General features: G+C 70.5%; 29 protein-coding genes. 23 read left to right on the top strand and 6 right to left on the bottom strand.

From position 1 onward, the window contains the following. The first annotated feature begins 1 nt into the window (after position 1). The 19 genes from ACH4TP_RS37960 (at position 2) to ACH4TP_RS38050 (ending at position 9,826) form a co-directional block, all read left to right on the top strand. A complete protein-coding gene (locus tag ACH4TP_RS37960) occupies positions 2-514 on the top strand; it encodes a RusA family crossover junction endodeoxyribonuclease (protein ID WP_398440443.1) in 513 nt (170 codons plus the stop codon). Beyond that, positions 511-1,185 (top strand): WhiB family transcriptional regulator, encoded by a 675-nt coding sequence (locus tag ACH4TP_RS37965; protein ID WP_398440444.1) that lies wholly within the window; start codon positions 511-513, stop codon positions 1,183-1,185. Before ACH4TP_RS37960 ends, ACH4TP_RS37965 begins: the two co-directional genes overlap by 4 nt. Continuing rightward, the gene (locus tag ACH4TP_RS37970) at positions 1,182-2,300 is read left to right on the top strand and encodes a hypothetical protein (protein WP_398440445.1); all 1,119 of its coding nucleotides are present in this window, start codon (positions 1,182-1,184) and stop codon (positions 2,298-2,300) included. Before ACH4TP_RS37965 ends, ACH4TP_RS37970 begins: the two co-directional genes overlap by 4 nt. A gap of 35 nt (positions 2,301-2,335) precedes the next feature. Beyond that, on the top strand, positions 2,336-2,881 hold the full coding sequence (locus ACH4TP_RS37975; protein ID WP_398440446.1) for a single-stranded DNA-binding protein: 546 nt from the start codon (positions 2,336-2,338) through the stop codon (positions 2,879-2,881). Positions 2,882-3,048: 167 nt separating this feature from the next. After that, entirely contained in the window at positions 3,049-3,231 is a 183-nt protein-coding gene (locus ACH4TP_RS37980) for a hypothetical protein (protein WP_398440447.1), read from the top strand. Between the two features lie 239 nt (positions 3,232-3,470). Beyond that, a complete protein-coding gene (locus ACH4TP_RS37985) occupies positions 3,471-3,863 on the top strand; it encodes a hypothetical protein (protein WP_398440448.1) in 393 nt (130 codons plus the stop codon). Further along, entirely contained in the window at positions 3,863-4,312 is a 450-nt protein-coding gene (locus tag ACH4TP_RS37990; protein ID WP_398440449.1) for a hypothetical protein, read from the top strand. Before ACH4TP_RS37985 ends, ACH4TP_RS37990 begins: the two co-directional genes overlap by 1 nt. Before the next feature lie 20 nt (positions 4,313-4,332). Beyond that, positions 4,333-4,674 (top strand): helix-turn-helix domain-containing protein, encoded by a 342-nt coding sequence (locus ACH4TP_RS37995; RefSeq protein ID WP_398440450.1) that lies wholly within the window; start codon positions 4,333-4,335, stop codon positions 4,672-4,674. A 20-nt stretch (positions 4,675-4,694) separates the two neighbouring features. Beyond that, the gene (locus ACH4TP_RS38000) at positions 4,695-4,928 is read left to right on the top strand and encodes a hypothetical protein (protein ID WP_398440451.1); all 234 of its coding nucleotides are present in this window, start codon (positions 4,695-4,697) and stop codon (positions 4,926-4,928) included. Between the two features lie 78 nt (positions 4,929-5,006). Further along, a complete protein-coding gene (locus ACH4TP_RS38005; protein WP_398440452.1) occupies positions 5,007-5,282 on the top strand; it encodes a hypothetical protein in 276 nt (91 codons plus the stop codon). 52 nt (positions 5,283-5,334) lie between these two features. Continuing rightward, on the top strand, positions 5,335-5,622 hold the full coding sequence (locus ACH4TP_RS38010; protein ID WP_398440453.1) for a hypothetical protein: 288 nt from the start codon (positions 5,335-5,337) through the stop codon (positions 5,620-5,622). A gap of 19 nt (positions 5,623-5,641) precedes the next feature. After that, positions 5,642-6,559 (top strand): hypothetical protein, encoded by a 918-nt coding sequence (locus tag ACH4TP_RS38015; RefSeq protein ID WP_398440454.1) that lies wholly within the window; start codon positions 5,642-5,644, stop codon positions 6,557-6,559. Then, positions 6,556-6,813 carry a hypothetical protein gene (locus tag ACH4TP_RS38020; RefSeq protein ID WP_398440455.1) on the top strand — a complete coding sequence of 86 codons (258 nt, stop codon included), beginning with the start codon at positions 6,556-6,558 and terminating at the stop codon, positions 6,811-6,813. The genes ACH4TP_RS38015 and ACH4TP_RS38020 overlap by 4 nt, the downstream gene beginning before the upstream one ends. Next, the gene (locus ACH4TP_RS38025) at positions 6,810-7,001 is read left to right on the top strand and encodes a hypothetical protein (protein ID WP_398440456.1); all 192 of its coding nucleotides are present in this window, start codon (positions 6,810-6,812) and stop codon (positions 6,999-7,001) included. Before ACH4TP_RS38020 ends, ACH4TP_RS38025 begins: the two co-directional genes overlap by 4 nt. Before the next feature lie 97 nt (positions 7,002-7,098). Further along, positions 7,099-7,701: a hypothetical protein gene (locus tag ACH4TP_RS38030; RefSeq protein ID WP_398440457.1), complete on the top strand. Its 603-nt coding sequence runs from the start codon at positions 7,099-7,101 to the stop codon at positions 7,699-7,701. A gap of 2 nt (positions 7,702-7,703) precedes the next feature. Then, positions 7,704-8,153, top strand: a complete 450-nt coding sequence (locus ACH4TP_RS38035; RefSeq protein WP_398440458.1) for a hypothetical protein — start codon at positions 7,704-7,706, stop codon at positions 8,151-8,153. After that, positions 8,150-8,545, top strand: coding sequence for a helix-turn-helix transcriptional regulator (locus ACH4TP_RS38040; RefSeq protein ID WP_398440459.1), 396 nt, complete (start codon positions 8,150-8,152; stop codon positions 8,543-8,545). The genes ACH4TP_RS38035 and ACH4TP_RS38040 overlap by 4 nt, the downstream gene beginning before the upstream one ends. A gap of 313 nt (positions 8,546-8,858) precedes the next feature. After that, complete coding sequence (locus ACH4TP_RS38045) at positions 8,859-9,317, top strand: hypothetical protein (protein ID WP_398440460.1); 459 nt, start codon at positions 8,859-8,861, stop codon at positions 9,315-9,317. Further along, complete coding sequence (locus ACH4TP_RS38050) at positions 9,314-9,826, top strand: hypothetical protein (RefSeq protein ID WP_398440461.1); 513 nt, start codon at positions 9,314-9,316, stop codon at positions 9,824-9,826. The genes ACH4TP_RS38045 and ACH4TP_RS38050 overlap by 4 nt, the downstream gene beginning before the upstream one ends. Before the next feature lie 41 nt (positions 9,827-9,867). On the opposite strand, the gene ACH4TP_RS38055 is transcribed toward ACH4TP_RS38050, so the two are convergent. After that, positions 9,868-10,008 (bottom strand): hypothetical protein, encoded by a 141-nt coding sequence (locus ACH4TP_RS38055; protein ID WP_398440462.1) that lies wholly within the window; start codon positions 10,006-10,008, stop codon positions 9,868-9,870. Between the two features lie 111 nt (positions 10,009-10,119). Here ACH4TP_RS38055 and ACH4TP_RS38060 point away from each other — a divergent pair, with 111 nt between their 5' ends. After that, the gene (locus ACH4TP_RS38060) at positions 10,120-10,494 is read left to right on the top strand and encodes a hypothetical protein (RefSeq protein WP_398440463.1); all 375 of its coding nucleotides are present in this window, start codon (positions 10,120-10,122) and stop codon (positions 10,492-10,494) included. A 120-nt stretch (positions 10,495-10,614) separates the two neighbouring features. Here ACH4TP_RS38060 and ACH4TP_RS38065 read toward each other — a convergent pair whose 3' ends face one another. Genes ACH4TP_RS38065 through ACH4TP_RS38075 form a run of 3 tightly spaced genes read right to left on the bottom strand, consistent with a single transcriptional unit; the run spans position 10,615 to position 11,427 of the window. Continuing rightward, positions 10,615-10,956, bottom strand: a complete 342-nt coding sequence (locus ACH4TP_RS38065) for a hypothetical protein (protein WP_398440464.1) — start codon at positions 10,954-10,956, stop codon at positions 10,615-10,617. Between the two features lie 50 nt (positions 10,957-11,006). Continuing rightward, entirely contained in the window at positions 11,007-11,255 is a 249-nt protein-coding gene (locus ACH4TP_RS38070) for a hypothetical protein (RefSeq protein WP_398440465.1), read from the bottom strand. Between the two features lie 16 nt (positions 11,256-11,271). Then, a complete protein-coding gene (locus ACH4TP_RS38075; RefSeq protein WP_398440466.1) occupies positions 11,272-11,427 on the bottom strand; it encodes a hypothetical protein in 156 nt (51 codons plus the stop codon). Positions 11,428-11,651: 224 nt separating this feature from the next. Between ACH4TP_RS38075 and ACH4TP_RS38080 the strand changes: the two genes are divergently transcribed. Further along, positions 11,652-12,038, top strand: coding sequence for a hypothetical protein (locus tag ACH4TP_RS38080; RefSeq protein ID WP_398440467.1), 387 nt, complete (start codon positions 11,652-11,654; stop codon positions 12,036-12,038). A gap of 208 nt (positions 12,039-12,246) precedes the next feature. Continuing rightward, positions 12,247-13,011: a hypothetical protein gene (locus tag ACH4TP_RS38085; RefSeq protein WP_398440468.1), complete on the top strand. Its 765-nt coding sequence runs from the start codon at positions 12,247-12,249 to the stop codon at positions 13,009-13,011. A 222-nt stretch (positions 13,012-13,233) separates the two neighbouring features. Here the strand turns inward: ACH4TP_RS38085 and ACH4TP_RS38090 are convergent, their stop codons facing one another. Both ACH4TP_RS38090 and ACH4TP_RS38095 read right to left on the bottom strand, forming a co-directional pair. Then, complete coding sequence (locus ACH4TP_RS38090; RefSeq protein WP_398440469.1) at positions 13,234-14,835, bottom strand: terminase large subunit domain-containing protein; 1,602 nt, start codon at positions 14,833-14,835, stop codon at positions 13,234-13,236. Next, positions 14,822-15,385, bottom strand: a complete 564-nt coding sequence (locus tag ACH4TP_RS38095; protein WP_398440470.1) for a hypothetical protein — start codon at positions 15,383-15,385, stop codon at positions 14,822-14,824. Before ACH4TP_RS38095 ends, ACH4TP_RS38090 begins: the two co-directional genes overlap by 14 nt. Positions 15,386-15,492: 107 nt before the next feature. Here ACH4TP_RS38095 and ACH4TP_RS38100 point away from each other — a divergent pair, with 107 nt between their 5' ends. Beyond that, positions 15,493-16,212 (top strand): hypothetical protein, encoded by a 720-nt coding sequence (locus ACH4TP_RS38100; RefSeq protein ID WP_398440471.1) that lies wholly within the window; start codon positions 15,493-15,495, stop codon positions 16,210-16,212. Positions 16,213-16,379 lie beyond the last annotated feature (167 nt).

A 16,379-nucleotide genomic window follows, 5' to 3' on the forward strand; every position in this document is an offset into this window, starting at 1 on the left:
TGTGACCACCGACCAGACACGCAACCTCCGCCTCACCGTCGTCGTCCACGGCCGCCCCGCTCCTCAGGGCAGCAAGAAGTACGCCGGCCACCGCCGCAACGCCGCCTCCGGACGCATCAGCGCCGTCCTCGTCGAACAGTCCAAGCGCGTCAAGCCCTGGCGCGCCCTCGTCACCGCCGCCACCCGCGAGGCCCTCACCGCCGGCTACATCGGCAGCCTCCCCGTCCACCAGCTCCCACTCGACGGACCCCTCGCCGCCGAGATCGTCTTCACCGTCCTCAAGCCCGCCTCCGCCCCCAAGCGGAAACGCACCTGGCCCACCACCCGCCACAGCGGCGACATCGACAAGCTCCAGCGCTCCACCTTCGACGGCATCGCCGACGCCCAGGCCGTCGTCGACGACTCCCGCATCATCCACGTCACCGCCATCAAGACCTTCCCCGGCGAGCACCCCGACGCCCTCGACGAGCCCGGCGCCGTCATCCGCCTCTACACCCTCGGAGAACCCCGATGACCACCGAAACCCGCCTCGCCATAGCACTCGCCGCCGCGCGCCCCTACGAGAGCCGCTGGGACCACGACGCCGCCTGCAAGGGAGCCGGCGGCGACCGGTTCTTCGAGGCGTCGGGAAAGGCCCAGGAGGAGTCGCGCGGGCACTGCCGAGAGTGCCCGGTCCTGGACAACTGCCTGACCGCTGTCGTGAAGCGGGAGAGTTTCTCCCGCGACCGATGGGGCGTGGTCGGCGGGCTGACGCCGGCGCAGCGGATCGCGCTTGCGTGGGAGCAGCGGCTCCGCGGGCACGGGCCCGACCTGGACGTCGCGCGGATGCTGATGAAGCCGGCGTGGCAGTACCGGCTGCACCCGCTGCGCTGCTCCGGCCTCACCCCGGACGAGATGGCCGAGTCGCTGCGGATTGACGGGCTGGTCACCGATGGGATGACGGTACGGCTGGCGGTGTGGTGGCTGGGTGGCAAGGGCGCCTGGGTCACGTGGCGTACCCAGGACCGCAGGGTCGAACGGCTGGTGGCCGAGCACGCGGACGTCATGACTCGGCTGCGTGAACTGGGGGCCATCCACGCTGAGGTGGCCGCCTACCTCGGCGTCGAGTTCAAGTACGTCACCCGTGCCGTGACGCTCATGGAGCAGTCCCGTGTCGCGGCGGAAGACCTGGAGGTGGCGGCATGAAGCGGGAGCTCGCTGCCCATGGCACGGCCAACCGGTACAAGAGCGGTTGCAAGTGCAGGCCCTGCACGAAGGCGGCCACCCGGGCTGACGCGGAGCGGAAGCTGGACCGTCTGGCAGGACGTCCGAGGTCCGTTCCGGTGGAGCCGGCTCGCCAGCACATTCAGGCGCTCTTCGCGCGGGGACTGACCAGCTGGCAGATCGGCCGAGAAGCTGGGGTGGCCCCCACTACCGTTGTCCGGCTCGCAACCACGGGAGTGCGCGCGCACCGAGACACCGTTACGAAGATCCTGGCTGTACCGCTCGACGTGCGGGTGGCTCTCGGCGACGTTCCCGCGGTCGGCGCGACGCGCCGTCTCCAGGCCCTCTATGTACTTGGCCACCCGGTCACCCTGATTGCCGAGGCTGCGGGCATTTCCCACGACACTGTGGCGCTTCTGGTGGCGGGCCGGTGGCAGACGCTGAAGGTCCAGCTCGACGACGGGATCCGGGAGGCGTACGCCCAGCTGTCGATGAAGACGGGTACGTCGTGGCAGACGCGACAGACCGCAAAAGCCAACGGCTGGGCGCCACCGTTGGCGTGGGACGAGGAGACCCTGGACGACCCCGACGCAAAGCCGAACCTGGGGGCGGAGGCCCCCGCGACGTTGGGTGAGGACATCGACGAGGTCGCGGTTCGTCGGTACGCCCGCGGCGACCGAGTTGAGGTGACCGCCGACGAACGCCTCCTCGGCATTGCGCTGTGTGTGGATCGAGGCCTGGCATTCACCGACGTCGACCGGCTTCACGGTCACAGGAGCATGTTCACGTCGGTGTTCGTATCCCGGATGCGACGCACGTACGAGCGTGACGGCCGGCCGTTTCCCAAGGTGCTGAGTCAGACCGCGGCACGGGTCCTGACGGAAGACGAAGTCGTGGCGATCCGTACCCGCTCAGCAGCTGGCGAGACCGATTTGACGCTCGGCCTGGCATTCGGCGTGCGTGACCGGACCATCGCGGATGTGTGCCTGGGGCGTTCGTACCGGCAGTACGGCGGACCGGTCCGGGAACCGAAGAAGGGTCCGTCGAAAGCCAGCAAGACCGTATGGGCCGGGAAGACCGGCCGGCGTGCGGCGTAGCCACGCCGGCGCATCAACGAGACGAGGAGAAGCACATGGCAGGCGAGGTGACCATCACGGTGGTTGGGAACCTGGTGGACGACCCGGAGCTCAGGTTCACCCCGGGCGGCGCGGCGGTGGCGAAGTTCCGGATCGCGTCGACGCCGCGGGTGTTCGACCGGCAGACCAACGAGTGGAAGGACGGCGAGTCGCTGTTTCTGTCGTGCTCGGTGTGGCGGCAGGCCGCGGAGAACGTGGCGGAGTCCTTGACGCGGGGGATGCGGGTGATCGTGCAGGGCCGGCTGAGGCAGCGGTCCTATGAGGACCGGGAGGGCGTGAAGCGCACGGTCATGGAGCTGGACGTGGAGGAGGTCGGCCCCAGCCTGAAGGGCGTGACGGCGAAGGTGACGAAGGCTGGCGGTCGGTCGCAGGCGTACGAGGGGGCGCGGCGGGAGCAGGGCGCGGCGTCGACGGCGGATCCGTGGGGCACGGGCGCGCCGGGGTCGGGCGGGCAGTCGTCCGGTGGTGGGTCGTGGGGCGCTGATGGCGGGGCCGGCGGGTCGTGGGGCGCCGGTGGGGGTGCGGAGGAGCCTCCCTTCTGACGGTGAGTGGTTGTGGGGCCCGGTCCCGGGTGGGGCCGGGCCCTTCTGTGTGCTGGAACCCTTCCCCCCTTATCTATTGCGTACGCAATAGATAAGGGGGTAGTCTGGCGGAGCCGACAACAACCCGACAGGGGCCCAACGCCCCGGGGATGGAAGGGGAACCGCACATGAGCAGCACCACCGACACCATCACCGACGTCATCAATCTCCTCGCCGGAGACGACACCCTCTACGACCGGTTCATGACCGCCATCGAGAACCTGGCCAACCCCACCGACCAGCACGACGGCCACGCCCCCGAGGCCCTGACCGTCGAGCGCCTCGCCGAGGACATCGCCAGCGCCATCTGACGGCCCCAGACCGGCCCCCACCCCCAGGGGGCCGTACCGCCCTCCCCAACACCCCCCAGCGGGGAGGGCACCCCCAGGGGCCTGGCATCCGGACATGCGGTCCGCACGGCATCCCCCTCCCGTGCACCGACCCGCAGCCCGTCGAGTGCCGCCCCACCCCTGGCCGCGCGCCCCGTACTGCCCCTTCCGGGGCGCGCGGCCCCCATCCCGTCTGATCCCGCTCCGACCGGAGACACCTCATGCCTGAAAACCAGTGCTGCGCCGACGAGACCTGCTTCGACTGCCGGTACTGGCAGGAGAAGACCGAGTGGGCCGACAACGGAGACCGGGTACCCGCCCACATCTCCGGCGACGATCTGAACCTCGTGGCCCGCATCGACGGCAAGCACTACATGGTCGGCCCGATGAACCACACCAGGCCGGCGCACTGGCTCGGATATGGCGGCACCGTCTTCACCTTCCGGTTCCACGACGGACGCGAGATCACCTCGAACGACGTCTGGGCACAGGGCGATATCCCCCAGCGGTGGCGCGACCGGCTCCCCGACAACGCGGTCATCGTCCCCACCGAACCGCGCCCCACGACCGTACCGTTCGGCCCCACCGAGGGCCTCGCACTGGAGAACACCTGATGTCCCTCGTCACCCGCGACCCCGTCACCGGCCTCCGCCGGGACCCGATCGTCTACCCCAACGGCCAGCCGCCCACCCCGTACGGATGCCGCTGGTGCGGCACCGAGCAGAGCGGACATGGCCGCCGCTGGAAGCCCAGCGTCGGAGTGCACTGGTGGGCGGAGCCGACACGGGCGCAGATCCTCGCCCGGATGCGCGCCCGCCGCCGTGCCCGCCTCAACACCCCGCCGGCCCAGTACCACGCCGCCACGGTCGAGGAGACGGGATGGAGCCACGCCGGCGACCGCCCCTACACCAGCCGTCTCTGCGCCGACTGCGGCGAAGGCGACTGCCGCCGCTGGATCCGCACCCAGGAACGCCTCTGGGTCAGCAAAGACCCCCGGAACCACACCAGGTCGCACGGCCCCATTGTCCGGGCCGTGCTCCTGGACCAGGACAAGCCGTTCTGACCCTCCCCAGGGAGCCCATCGTGAACGACAGGAGCGACGCACCCCCAACCTGCCCCAACGGCCATCCCTTCCCCGAGAACCTTCGCCTCTACGGCAAGAAGTACAACGGCGAGCCGCGCACCTACTGCCGGCTCTGCCGCATGGCCAAACGGCGAACCACCACCAGTTTCGAACCCGACCCTGTGGCTATCGAACGGGCCGTCGCCGGAAACCCGCCGGCCTACCTCTACCCCGTGGAACGAGCGGAAGCCGTCCGCCGACTCGACAGCCGCGGCCTCACTGCCAAGCAGATCGCCGCCCGGGTGGGGTGTGCCAAGCGCAGCGTCCACCGCATCCGCAGCCGCGCCCGCAACGCCGCCTGACCTTTCCCAAGGAGCAGCACATGCCCGAGCCCACCCACCAGGGCCCCAACCCGTTTCACAGCGGCCTCGAAACCCACCGGGGGCGCCGCGAGGACTGCACTGGCCCCGACTGCGGACCCGCCGACGACGAGTGCTGCGGTGCCGAGTACGACGGCTTCGAGTGCGAGTTGGAGCCCGGACACCTCGGCGCCCACTGCGACGGGACCTTCGCCTGGGCCTACCAGCCCGAGCCGGCCCCCACCTCCGCCGCCTGATCCCGCACACAAGCCGGCCCCGCTCGCGGGCAATGCGAGCGGGGCCACCCACAGCATCCCACCACCAAGGAGCAGCACATGACCGACCTCCACCTCGTCATCCCCCAGCCCGAGACCAAGGGCGAATGGCTCGGCCGACTCGACGTCCTCGAAGCCCTGGAGGCCGCCGGATGGACCGGCGACGACGACATGCCGCTCAGCATCGTCCGCCACCCCTCCGGCGCCGTCTGGGCCGTCTCCAACGAGGTCAGCGACTCCGGCCTCGACTGCCCGAACGGCGCCGTCATCGAGTTCCCGAGCGACGCGCCCGCCGTCGTCATCGTCGCCGCCTGCCTCGCGGCCGCCTCCGCCTGACCTTCGCCGCCGGGCCGTACTCCGGGACGGCCCCCACCCACAGGAGCCACACATGACCGACCAGCCGAGCCGTCTCGCTGTCGCCCTCGTCCTCCACCAGGCCTGGTGGGACGACCACCCCACATGGCACGGGCACGCCCTCTACCTCGACGAGGACACCGCCAAGGAGCACGCCGCCCACGACTACCTCGACGACGAGTACGGCCCTCAGGACGACGAGGAGCCCACGTACCGGCCCACCCTCACCTGGGTCGAGGAGTACGCCCGCTGGCACCTCCTCGCCGACGGCACCGCCACCGGCGTCCAGATCGCCACGGCCAACGTCTACCGCACCGCCTGAACACCCAGAGGATCCCTGCATGACCATCCAGCCCGGCCAGACCTACCGATCCGCCGACCCCCGCGACAGCATCCGCATCCGCATCAAGTCCTACACGCCCGGCGAGAACCGCGCGCTCGTCGTCGACGCCAGCACCGGGAAGCGCCCGCGGCCCATGCTCGTCAACGCGCTCCACGACTCGGCGACCACCCAGGCGGGGAAGCCGCGTCGATCCGGGTACGTCCTGGAGCAGCCTGCCTCCGGGAAGCCGGCCCCGGGCGTCGTTGACGAGTTCATCCGCGACATGGTCACCCAGCATCCCGCCTGCGCCTGCACACACCCCCAAGACCGGCACCTCAGCGCCTGCACCGAATGCCCCTGCATCGGCTACGCCCCGACCTGGCCGCCCCAGACCACCGGGCAGGCCGACACCGAGACGCGCTGCTCGACCTGCGGCCACCCCATCGAGCCCTTCTATGGCGCCGACTGGATCCACACCGCAGGTTCGGACACCGGCTGCCTCCGCGCCACCGCCCCCACCACCGGGCAGGCCGGCACCGAGACCATGCCGTGCATCTGCGGGCATCAGGAGCAGCGGCACGTTGAGGACGTCTGTCAGGACTGCGGGTGCGGCGACTACCTGGAGCCCGCCGACGCTCGGGACGTGATCAATCGGTGGCGTACCGCCGCGCTGGAAGCACGCGCTCAGCTGGCCGCCGCCTCCGCTGTCGGGCAGCCGGCCGAAGCACAGGCCACCGACGAGGCCGAGATCCTCGCCCGCGCCGCCAGCAACCTGTGCGCCTTCGGACACGGCGAGGCAGCCGCCTTCCTCCGCGACCGCATCAAGGCCCTCGTGGGACCCGGCACGTGGGTGCCCCAGTACGGCCGCCCCCTCACCCCCGAGGAGCAGGCAGCCGAGACCCAGGCCGCAGCCGACACCGTGGAGGACGAGCGATGACCCAGCCCACCGAGCAGCAGGCTGCCCGTGACGACCTGTACGACGCCCTCGACCAGTCCTGGTACCGCTGGGACCCCCAGAGCATGGCCAAGGGCACCGGCATCATCCGCCTCATCGACGCCCACGCCGCCGAGGTTCGGGCCGCCACCCTCCGCGAAGCCGCCGAGCTCGGCCGCGAACTCAGCCGCCAGGGCTACAGCGCCCAGGAGATCGCCAACCGCCTGGACCGGATGGCCGAGGAGGCCCGCTCATGACCACCCCCGCCGTCGGCAGCATCTGGAAGTCCCGGTACACCACCGGCCTCCGCGTCACCGTCACCGAGACCGACGGCAGCCGCATCCGCATCGCCGACATCGATCCGACCACCGGCCTCCCGCGCGCCCGGGCCCGATGGACCCCCGTCCGACGGTTCACAGATGCCTACACCGAGGACGCCCGATGATCCAGACCCCGGACCGGCCCGACACACCCCGCCACCCCTACGACCACACCGACGACGAGCAGCGGCCCGTCGAGGATGTCCCCACCGGGGAGTACCTGTGACCCAGCCCGCCGATAAGTGCTGCGTCTGCGGCAGCCCCGACGTCACCTACCGCAACTACCGCGAGCAGCCGTTCTGCTGGCCCTGCGCCAACTGCCGATGCGGCCTCACCCCATGCGTCCGGGAGACCCTCTACAAGCCCGCCCAGATCTCGGCCCGGCACGGCATCAACCACCTCACCAGCGACAGCCGGAAGGAGCCCACCATGGCTTGCGACATCCACACCTACTTCGGCCTCTCCTACGCCAACTACTTGGTCATCCCCCGCACGCTCCTGCAGTCGATGCCGGAGGAGTGGCAGGAGCAGTTCACCACGCTGCTCACCGAGCTCGACGAAACGTTCGAGGGCGTGCCGCGCGCGGAGGCGTACATCGTCCAAGCCGCGGAGGAGAAAGAGGCCGGCGACCTCACCGTTACGGAGCGCCTGTCCGCGCGGGTCGGCAAGAGCCTGGGCGGCGAGCTGAGCCACACAACCCTCCTGGGAGAGGTGGCCGAGCTCGACAGCGACGACCGTGTGCTCGTCCCCGCGACGGACCCGGTGCCGCGCTACAACCGTGGCCGCACCCGTGTGCAGCCCGCCACCGTCGTGAAGGAGATCTGAGCATGACCGTTCGCCGCGTCTACCTCGACACCGAGTTCCTGCCCGCTGACCCCACCAACCGAGGCCTCGTCTCCATCGGGCTCACCGACGACCGGGGTCGCTCGTACTACGCCGTCAACCGTGACATGGACACGGACGCGGTGCTTGCCGTCCCGTGGATGGTGAACAACGTCTGGAGGTTCCTGCCGCGCATGAACCACCCCCGCCGCGGACACCCGAGCGTGCTGGACCTGGCGCACCAGGACGTGAAGCCGCTCGAGACCATCCGAGGCGACGTCACCCGGTACTTCGCCGACACCGATGCCTCGGAGGCCCGGCTGTACGCGTACGACGCCGGCAACCCGCGGCTCCCGGAGCAGCCGGCCGGTGCGCACCACGCGCTCGCGGACGCCGAGCACAACCGGCGCATCCACGAGCACCTGATGACGCTGGGAAGGGAGCGTGCCGCGTGAGTGTCGTACGGAACTCCCCGGGACCGGCACCTTCCAGTGCCGGGCCCGGCCCGTCTCTGACCCCGAATGAGATCGCGGTCCTCTCGGGTGCTGCTGAAGGCGCCACCTACGCGGTGATCGCTCATAGGCTGGGGCTCCGAGAGAAGAGCGTGAACAGCCTGGCGCACCGTCTGGCCAGGAAGTTGGGGGCGCAGAACATCACCCACGCCGTTCTCCTGGCCTGCCGGGCGGGGATCCTTGACGGCCGGCCTCGTCGGCACGGTGACCATGCTGGGTACGCGGCGCACGTGGCGCGCGGCGAGGAGCCGTGCGAGGCGTGCTGGGCGGGGGAGCGGGCGTACCGGACGGAGCGGCGCCGGGCCCGGAAGGAAGCCAAGAACCGCGCGGGGTGACCCGGGTCACTCTCATCTTGGTCCTGCGGAACGGCATCGCGGGCCGGTCCAGCGCCAGGCTGGGGACCGGCCCGCTACCAACCACACTCTGTACGGGCGGAGGAACGATGCTCGGATTTACCAGGTGCGCTATTCAGGCCCTTCGAGATTGCTACCCGAACTACCGAGATCTGACGGACGTGGGGCACGACTACGACTGACCGTCACCTCTGAAGCATTCCAGGCTTCGAAGAAACGGACATCTTAGACAGCTCCACCGGCCTGCAACTAGCGGGTAGCTACTCATCGTCACATGCACCCCTGGGAGGGGACCATGGCCTCCACGGCCGAACGCTTCGCCGCCTCGTACGCCGTTCTCACCGCCGCGCACGACGTCGGCGACTACATCGTCCAGCAGGACCGGGACGCGGTCGCCAAGGGCCGCCCCGGGCGGGAGGGCCGGATCGCGTGCGCCCGGCATGTCGCCTCGTACACCGCCACGCAGGCCGTCGCCCTGGCCGCCGCGAACCGGGGGCTGCGTCTCGGGCTGTCGTGGCGGCGGATGGCCGCCGGGCTCGCGGTGTCTGCCGTCACCCACTACGTCGCGGACCGGTGCGCCGGCCACTGGGCCGAGACCGACGGCGCGCCCGTCCTCGTCCGGGCGGCGCACCGCAGTGGGAAGGCGGGCTGGCTCACCCGGGACCCGGGCGCGGGTCCGCTGCTGGACCAGGCGTGGCACAAGGGATGGATCGCGCTGGCCGCGGCCGTCGCTGCGGGCGGGGGCCACCGGTGAGCGAGTACCTGGCCACGGCCGAGGAAGGCCTCAACCCGCGGCGCCGCTACCTCGTCGCCGCCGGCCACCTGCTGCTCCCCGACGAGCCGGAGGCCGTGCACCTGGCCCTGTACACGTGGCACGAGCGGGCCGGGGCGTGGTTGGTCGGGCAGTCGTTGTGCGGCCGGTCCGTGGAGGGGACGCCGCTCTTCGACGGCACGGGCCCGTCGTGCGCGGCCTGTGAGGTGTACCGGGCGACGTACGAGGCGGCGCTCGCCCGCGAGGCGGCCCGCCTGCATTCGCCCGTCGGCCGTTCCGGTGCCCGGCATCCCGAGGACACGCCGGAGAACGGCGCCTGGTGCACGGTGTGGCTGGAGGGGAACTGGCGGTGGGTGACGTCGCGGATGACGACGGAGCAGCGGGAGTACGCGGCGGACCGGGTGGCGGCGTACGGCAGGGTCCTGGCGGCCGCGGACGGGGAGGACCGGCCGGAGCCGGAGGGGCTGCGGTGGTGGCGCACGGAGGGATGAGGCGAGCGGGCCCGTACCGAGTCGGTACGGGCCCTTCCTGGTCAGTCCCAGTTCGGGTCGGCGGCCGCGCCCCATTCGGGATCGCGCAGGCCCCAGCCGGGGTCGGTCACGATGCCCCAGCCGATGTCGCGGCGGCCCCATCCGACGTCCTTCGGCCCGAGGCCCCATCCGGTGTCGCTCATGCGTGTCCCCTCCCGTGCTTCGGGCTGTGGTGTGCGCCCGTTGGGGTGACCGTAACCGCAGGTGGCGTGTGTGACTAGCCTCCGTAAATCGAACAGAGGTACGTTTCTGGTGTGGCAGACACCTTCCCCTTTCCCGATGACCTGATCGAGCTCCAGCAGCGGCTGCACCAGGCCCGCGCCGAGCACACCGCGCTGTGCCGCGCCCTGCCCTGGTCCGTGGAGCCGCTGGCCGGCTGGCCCGGCACGGTGCACCCGCATACCGGAGAGGTCACCGGCGGCCGTGAGGCGTCCCCCGGCTACACGCCGGAGCAGGAAGCCGAGGAGAAGCGCCTGTGGGACCTCGTCCGGGAGCTGTCGATCGCCGTATCCACGCACCCGTACTGGGACACCCTGGAGAAGAACGCCGGGCTGGTGAAGGCCCGTATGGCGCTGAAGCAGCACCCGAAGGCTCAGCCGGACGCCGCGAGCGCCCCGGTGGCCGCGTAACGGGCGCGCGGGGCCTCCCTGCTACCGGGCGCCGAGGACGGGGTGGCAGCGGAGGAGCGTGTCCTGTCTTCGCGGTGGCCCCGGCTCACCCGGATCGGTGCGCCGGGGGCCTGGCCTCGGTCAGGATCGCTGAGCGGCCCGTACTCCCAGGTTTCGCAGTACGTCGGCCGAAGTGATCTGAGGGTCGAACCGGTCGTGTTCGGCGGCCAGTTGGCGGAAGGCCACGGTGAATGCGCTGATGACATCGGTAACTCGTGGGCTGAGCGCCTGGCATACGGCTTGGACCACCTCGGTCGGCGTAGCATCCGGCTCGATCTCCAGATCGACCTTCACGAGGTCCTGCAGCAGCTCTTCGAGCGGCCCTCCCGCCTCGCGCAGCGCCCTCTCCTTGCCTCCGGGCCCGGTCCACTGGCTGGATTCGGTGAGAAGCGCCACTACTCGCGTCATCGTTTCGGGGTTCATGGTCGAAACCCTATGGGGTGCCAACGGTCGACGACCGCATGGAGGAGTAGTCACCCTCCGTCGGCGTGATTCCACAGGATGACGGGCGTGGGGTCGCTGGCCGGCGCGTACTGCGGAGTGGGGGCGGGTGGGTCCGCGTGGAACTCCTCGTCCGCCATGGCGAGCACTGCGGCGACCTGCCGGTCGGTCATCCTCGCCAGGCGCCGGGCGAGCAAGGCCTCGTCCTGGCTCTGGAACCGGGGAAGGGTCTGCAGGCGGGTGAGGAGTTGGGTGCGGGCGGGGTCCAGCGTGTGCGTCATGTCGTCCTTCTACCAGCTACACGCCGGGCTTCTCCGGGACGATCTCGACGTCCGCCACGCCGGTCTCCTGCTCCAGGCGCACCTTTCGGTGCTCGGCGCTCGGCAGGTCGTACGCGACCCCGGACCGCTTCGGCTGGCCGTCCTGCGTCCACGTGACCCTGAAGTTCTGCATTGCTCGCTCCTCTGCCGTGTTCGGGGTGCCCGGCGGCGGCATCGGCTTCAGGGATGGGCGCCGCCAGGCCCGTACAGGGTGGCACGCGGTACTGACAGAGCTGTTCGTCTTGGGTGCGGCACTCGCACTCCCTTGGGTGTGTAGCGCGCTTGACATCGGTAGAGCATCCCGGCAATCTATGTGTAGCGCGCTACACAAGGTGGCGCCGGAAGGGGGAACCCGCCATGAACATCACCACCGAACAGATCCAGGACCTCTTCCACGGCCGAATCAACGAGGTCGACCGCGGCGACGAGTACGACGTCATCAAGAGCGCGGACGTTATTGCCCTCGTCGACAACTGCGACATCGACACCGACGACGATGGCACGCCGCTCGATGACCAGTGGGAGGTGCTTGCCGAGGCCCTCAGCAACGCCCCCACCGATAGCCCTCGCGAGCGGGCCCTCGAGGCCGTCGAAGACGCCGTCAGGCAGCTCGACAACGCGGAGGCCGCCCGCGACGCCGCCATCCGCGACGCCATCGAGGCTGGCGCCAGCGTCATCTCCATTGCCGCCGCCGCCAGCCTCAGCCGTGCCCGGATCTACCAGATCCGCGACGGCCGCCGCTGAGCAAGGGCCTTGGCCCTACGATCGATTAGCTCCTCTCTTCCCTGCCTGAGCGGGGACGGCGGCCCCCGAAGACACCCGCGGCCGCGCACACCCTGCACGCGCAGGGCCGAGCCTCAGACGGGGCTTTCGAACCGACCGCACCTGACATGAAGCCCTAGCGCTTCGACCGTGCGGCCGCCGAGAACATCGAGTCGAGACCGGAGTGAGCATGGACCAGGACCAGACCAACGACGACCAGCTCCAGACCGTCACCCTGTGGTTCCCCAAGCGTTGGAAGGACCACTCCGACGTCGAGTGGAACCTGGACGGCGACGTCCTCTGGGGCTTCCGTCAGGTTCCCCGCGTGGGCGAGCACCTGCACTGGCAGGACTCCCACCACTTCGAGGTGGTGTCGGTCATGCGTCAGGCCAACGACTACGCCGAGGAGAGCATTCACGTGCGCCTGGACGTCGCCACCGACGCGGACCGGGAGCACCTGCACGCTCTGGGTGGGCTGTGCCTGAGGGATCAGCTGATCCTGGCCCGCGCCTGCGGAGCCTCCTGGGATGAGCTGGGACAGGACTACGAGATCCTTCCGTCCGCTCTCCTTCGGTACGTACGCGACCAGAAGGAACTCGCTGACCGTGACCTGGTGACCGAGGTCGTCGAGGGAGGCGACTACGGCGTCGACATCAGCGGCCTTGACCGGGCCGCGGTGCTCGCCGCCCTGTGGAACGGCTGCCGCCCGAGCTCTCAGGACCGGGACGAACTCCTCACCGTTGAAGAGGCCAAGAGCGTGCTCACCGATCGCGGGGGACGTATCGGTTCCCTTCGCGGCCGAACTCTTCAGGTGGTACTGACCGGGGACCGGTTCAATCCCTGGCTGTACGACCAGGCGGCGTTCAACGCGGACCTTGACGACCTGGGGCACGTGACGGCCGAAAGGGTGGTCACCCACTTGCGTGCCACCGGTTCCATCGACGGCGCCCTCTGATCATCGCGTAGTGGCCACAGGCCCGCTCAGCCCCCTGGGCGCGCCTGTGGCCTCCCGTGGGGAGCCGGGAGGTGGCGCGGCCCCGCCCTCGCGGGCGACGCACGGCGGGGCCAGTGCGGTGTCGCATCGGGGGATGTGTACCGCGTGGCCTCACCCTGCCACCGGGCCGGTCGGGGACGCCAGAGGCGTGCACGAACCAGCCACCGGCATATGCAGTCGGGGTCATCGCCGCCCGGCGAGCCGCTGGTCCGCGTACGACCCGCTGCCCGTGGACACCGCGGCCGGGTCGGCCAGCTCGGTCAGGGCGTGCACGGCGGCGTCCATGCGGTCCGGGGAGTCCATGCCCGGGATCCACGTGACGAGCTGCCCCTCGAGACGTGGGTGCTCCCCGACGTGGTGGACGAGGCCCTGGGCGTAGAGCTGCGCGATCGGCTCGGCGCGCAGGCGTTTGCCCTGCTTGGCGTGGACCTCGATGATCGCGGGCGCCAGCCGGCCCTTCGTCTGGCCGGTGTCGGCGAGCTTGTTCCACGCCTGCATGACGATCTGCTTGGCCATGTCGCCGCCGAAATTCGCCTCCACGACGATCGCGTCGGCGTCGACTTCGAGTGCGAGGCGGCAGGCCTTCTCGCCCCACGTTTCGGCGCCCATCCGCTTCGACTTGTCCGCGACGACGTACATGTGGCCGTCGGTAGTACGGCCTGCTGCGACGAGGCCGGTCTCGTCATGGGCGTCGTCTCCGCCGCCGGCGTGGTCGACGGCGACGACGATGCGGGACAGGTCGACACCGCGGAACGCGACAGGGCCGATGCGGTGGTCAGTGATCCACGGCCACTGCCACACCCCGCCCTCCATCGGGCGGGGCTTCTGCTGGTACAGGCTCCACCAGACGCGCTCGCCGACCGCGCGGCGGATGGCCTCGAGCGCGCGGCGTCCGTACCGCTTGGGCCACAGCGCGGCGCCGATCGGACGGCCGAGGGGATCGTCCTCGGAGTCGCAGATCGCCGGGAGGTCGAGCTTGATCCAGTCGGAGGTGTCCTGGCCTTCGAGGATCCGGCCAGCGAGGTCCTGCTCGTGCCACCGGGTCTGGATGACGATGATCGACCCGGCGGGCTCCATGCGGGTGTTGAGGACGGCGGTCCACCAGTCCCACAGGCGGCGGCGCATCGTGGGGGACTCGGCGTCGGCCGCGTCCTTGATTGGGTCGTCGACCAGAGCGACGTGGGCGCCCTTGCCGGTCAGGCCGCCTCCGACACCCGCGGCGACGAGTCCGCCTTCCAACCTGTCGCCGGTGACCGGGTCGGCAAGGTCGAACCGGCCGGCGGCCTTGCTGCCGGAGTGCAGGGCGAGGCCGATCTGCGGGCCGTAGGTCTGGATGGCGTCACGGATCCACCGGGAGTGCTCTTCGGCGAGGTCGGCACCGTATGAGGCGATCATGATGCGGTGGTCGGGGTGCCGGGCCAGGTACCACAGCGGCGCCCAGCGCGCGGCGCGCCGGGACTTGCCGTGCCGGGGCGGCATCGTGATCAGAGCCTTGATGCGTTCGCCGCGCGCGATCCGCCTGAACAGGCCGTCGATCAAGTCGAGGTGCGGGGCCTGCATCTCACGGCCGTCGGTGAGGATCGCCGCCATCGACCCGGGCGAACGCTCCAGTGCCATGGTCCGCTCGACGGTGGCGAGGACGGCGCGCACCTCGGGGCTGGCGCGGCGCGCAACACGGCGACGCTCGACGCGGTTCAGCTTGCGGTAGGCAGCGGTGAGCCGGGTGAGGGCCTCGGCCTCGGAGACGACGTCCAGGTCGACGACGGCGTGGTCAGACGTCGTCATCGTCGTCCTCGTCTTCGGGGGCGTACCCGCCGGTCAGGTCCTCCTCGTCCTCCCCCTCGGCGCCGTCCGGGTCGCCGGCGGTCGCGATGAGCTCGTTCAGCTGCGCCAGGTTCACCGCGTCCAGCCGCAGCGCCCCGCCGCCCGGGCCGGACACTTCGACCGCGGCCGGCATGTCCAGGCCGTTCAGCTTGGCGCGGCGGTCGATGAGACGCAGCACGGTATCCACGGCGCGGATGTCGACGCCTTCGCCGACGTACTCGCCGTCCTTGCCGATGATGGGGCGCTTCTCGGTGGCCTGCGGCCAGACCGCGGCGAGGAGGGCGTCCAGGCGTTCGTTCTCCTGCTGCCGGTACACCGATGCCTCGGCGGCCTCGTCGTCGCGGTTCGATTCCAGGGCGCGGATCAGGTCCTTGCGGGCGGCGCCGGCGGAGGAGTAGCCGAGGTCGTTGACGATGCGGGGGTCGTCAAAGGGGACGGCTTGGCGGCGCAGGCGGATCAGCTTGGCGCGCCGGTGGGCGACTTCGGCCTGGTGGGCGTTGGAGGCGGGCACGGTGGGGCTCCCGTGATGTGGTTGTGGGGCCCCGCGCCTTACCTGTGATGATCCCCGATCAGGCCGTTTGTGATGCCCCGGCGGCCCTGCGGTGGCATTCTGCGCGGATGAGACAGATACGCAGGGTGGGGGCCGCGGCGGCCGGTGTGCTGGTGGTGGCGGTGCTGGGAACGGGCTGCGGGGGCGGCAGCAGTGACGGGGCGTCGGCGGCGCCGACTGTGGTGAGCGAGACACCAGCGGTCGAGGTGACAGATACGGAGCTGCCGTTCTCGACGGAGGATCCGTACGCCACGGAGGAGCCGACGTATCCGCCGGGACCGGAGGGGGACATCGATCGGCTCGCCGATGAGAAGGGCTGGTCGACCGACGGTGCGTACGACTCGGCTTCGGCGTTCGTGCAGGACATGTGCACCTCGCTGCCGACGAGCGGTGTCGAGATGTCCTCTCGGCCGCAGTGGCTCGCGGAGGGCCACTACCTGGACGGGGATGGCAAGGCGATCCTGCAGGCGGGGATCCCGAAGCTGTGCCCGAAGTGGACGGCGACGTTGAAGCAGGCGGTGTCGGGGAAGTACGAGCGCTGGTTCGGGAACGGCACGTACGTGGTGTCGTCGAAGCCGGCGAAGGACGGGGAGGACGAGACGATCCCGCCGGGCACGTATCAGGCGGTGGGGAAGATGGACGGCTGCTACTGGGAGCGGACGACCGAGGGCGGGGAGATCATCGACAACAACTTCGCGACCAGCGCGCGGAGGATCACGGTGACGATCAGGTCCTCTGACGGGCAGTTCACCTCGGAGCGGTGTGAGGTGTGGAAGCCGGTGAGGTAGCCGGCCTGGAGTGCGGGACCTGACGGATATGGCGGCTGCCGATCGGCGTCCAGGCGGGTTCCTCGCGGGAGGGATGGTGGGGCGCGCCTTGCCGGGGTTCTCGTCCGACGCGGGTACGGTGAGGTCGTCTCCTCGGAGACTCGGCCTCTTCCGGGTAATGGGGCGTA

The organism is Streptomyces sp. NPDC021012, assembly GCF_044333355.1.
Taxonomy (GTDB): Bacteria; Actinomycetota; Actinomycetes; order Streptomycetales; family Streptomycetaceae; genus Streptomyces.

What these genes read in the sequence shown, in the direction of transcription:
- ACH4TP_RS38070 (WP_398440465.1), bottom strand. Translation starts at nt 11,255, where the DNA reads ATGACGCACACGCTGGACCCCGCCCGCACCCAACTCCTCACCCGCCTG.
- ACH4TP_RS37980 (WP_398440447.1), top strand. Translation starts at nt 3,049, where the DNA reads ATGAGCAGCACCACCGACACCATCACCGACGTCATCAATCTCCTCGCC.
- ACH4TP_RS38100 (WP_398440471.1), top strand. Translation starts at nt 15,493, where the DNA reads ATGAGACAGATACGCAGGGTGGGGGCCGCGGCGGCCGGTGTGCTGGTG.
- ACH4TP_RS38015 (WP_398440454.1), top strand. Translation starts at nt 5,642, where the DNA reads ATGACCATCCAGCCCGGCCAGACCTACCGATCCGCCGACCCCCGCGAC.
- ACH4TP_RS37970 (WP_398440445.1), top strand. Translation starts at nt 1,182, where the DNA reads ATGAAGCGGGAGCTCGCTGCCCATGGCACGGCCAACCGGTACAAGAGC.
- ACH4TP_RS38035 (WP_398440458.1), top strand. Translation starts at nt 7,704, where the DNA reads ATGACCGTTCGCCGCGTCTACCTCGACACCGAGTTCCTGCCCGCTGAC.
- ACH4TP_RS38055 (WP_398440462.1), bottom strand. Translation starts at nt 10,008, where the DNA reads ATGAGCGACACCGGATGGGGCCTCGGGCCGAAGGACGTCGGATGGGGC.
- ACH4TP_RS37975 (WP_398440446.1), top strand. Translation starts at nt 2,336, where the DNA reads ATGGCAGGCGAGGTGACCATCACGGTGGTTGGGAACCTGGTGGACGAC.
- ACH4TP_RS38085 (WP_398440468.1), top strand. Translation starts at nt 12,247, where the DNA reads ATGGACCAGGACCAGACCAACGACGACCAGCTCCAGACCGTCACCCTG.
- ACH4TP_RS38025 (WP_398440456.1), top strand. Translation starts at nt 6,810, where the DNA reads ATGACCACCCCCGCCGTCGGCAGCATCTGGAAGTCCCGGTACACCACC.
- ACH4TP_RS38005 (WP_398440452.1), top strand. Translation starts at nt 5,007, where the DNA reads ATGACCGACCTCCACCTCGTCATCCCCCAGCCCGAGACCAAGGGCGAA.
- ACH4TP_RS38075 (WP_398440466.1), bottom strand. Translation starts at nt 11,427, where the DNA reads ATGCAGAACTTCAGGGTCACGTGGACGCAGGACGGCCAGCCGAAGCGG.
- ACH4TP_RS38020 (WP_398440455.1), top strand. Translation starts at nt 6,556, where the DNA reads ATGACCCAGCCCACCGAGCAGCAGGCTGCCCGTGACGACCTGTACGAC.
- ACH4TP_RS38010 (WP_398440453.1), top strand. Translation starts at nt 5,335, where the DNA reads ATGACCGACCAGCCGAGCCGTCTCGCTGTCGCCCTCGTCCTCCACCAG.
- ACH4TP_RS38065 (WP_398440464.1), bottom strand. Translation starts at nt 10,956, where the DNA reads ATGAACCCCGAAACGATGACGCGAGTAGTGGCGCTTCTCACCGAATCC.
- ACH4TP_RS38000 (WP_398440451.1), top strand. Translation starts at nt 4,695, where the DNA reads ATGCCCGAGCCCACCCACCAGGGCCCCAACCCGTTTCACAGCGGCCTC.
- ACH4TP_RS37985 (WP_398440448.1), top strand. Translation starts at nt 3,471, where the DNA reads ATGCCTGAAAACCAGTGCTGCGCCGACGAGACCTGCTTCGACTGCCGG.
- ACH4TP_RS38045 (WP_398440460.1), top strand. Translation starts at nt 8,859, where the DNA reads ATGGCCTCCACGGCCGAACGCTTCGCCGCCTCGTACGCCGTTCTCACC.
- ACH4TP_RS37990 (WP_398440449.1), top strand. Translation starts at nt 3,863, where the DNA reads ATGTCCCTCGTCACCCGCGACCCCGTCACCGGCCTCCGCCGGGACCCG.
- ACH4TP_RS37965 (WP_398440444.1), top strand. Translation starts at nt 511, where the DNA reads ATGACCACCGAAACCCGCCTCGCCATAGCACTCGCCGCCGCGCGCCCC.
- ACH4TP_RS38080 (WP_398440467.1), top strand. Translation starts at nt 11,652, where the DNA reads ATGAACATCACCACCGAACAGATCCAGGACCTCTTCCACGGCCGAATC.
- ACH4TP_RS38090 (WP_398440469.1), bottom strand. Translation starts at nt 14,835, where the DNA reads ATGACGACGTCTGACCACGCCGTCGTCGACCTGGACGTCGTCTCCGAG.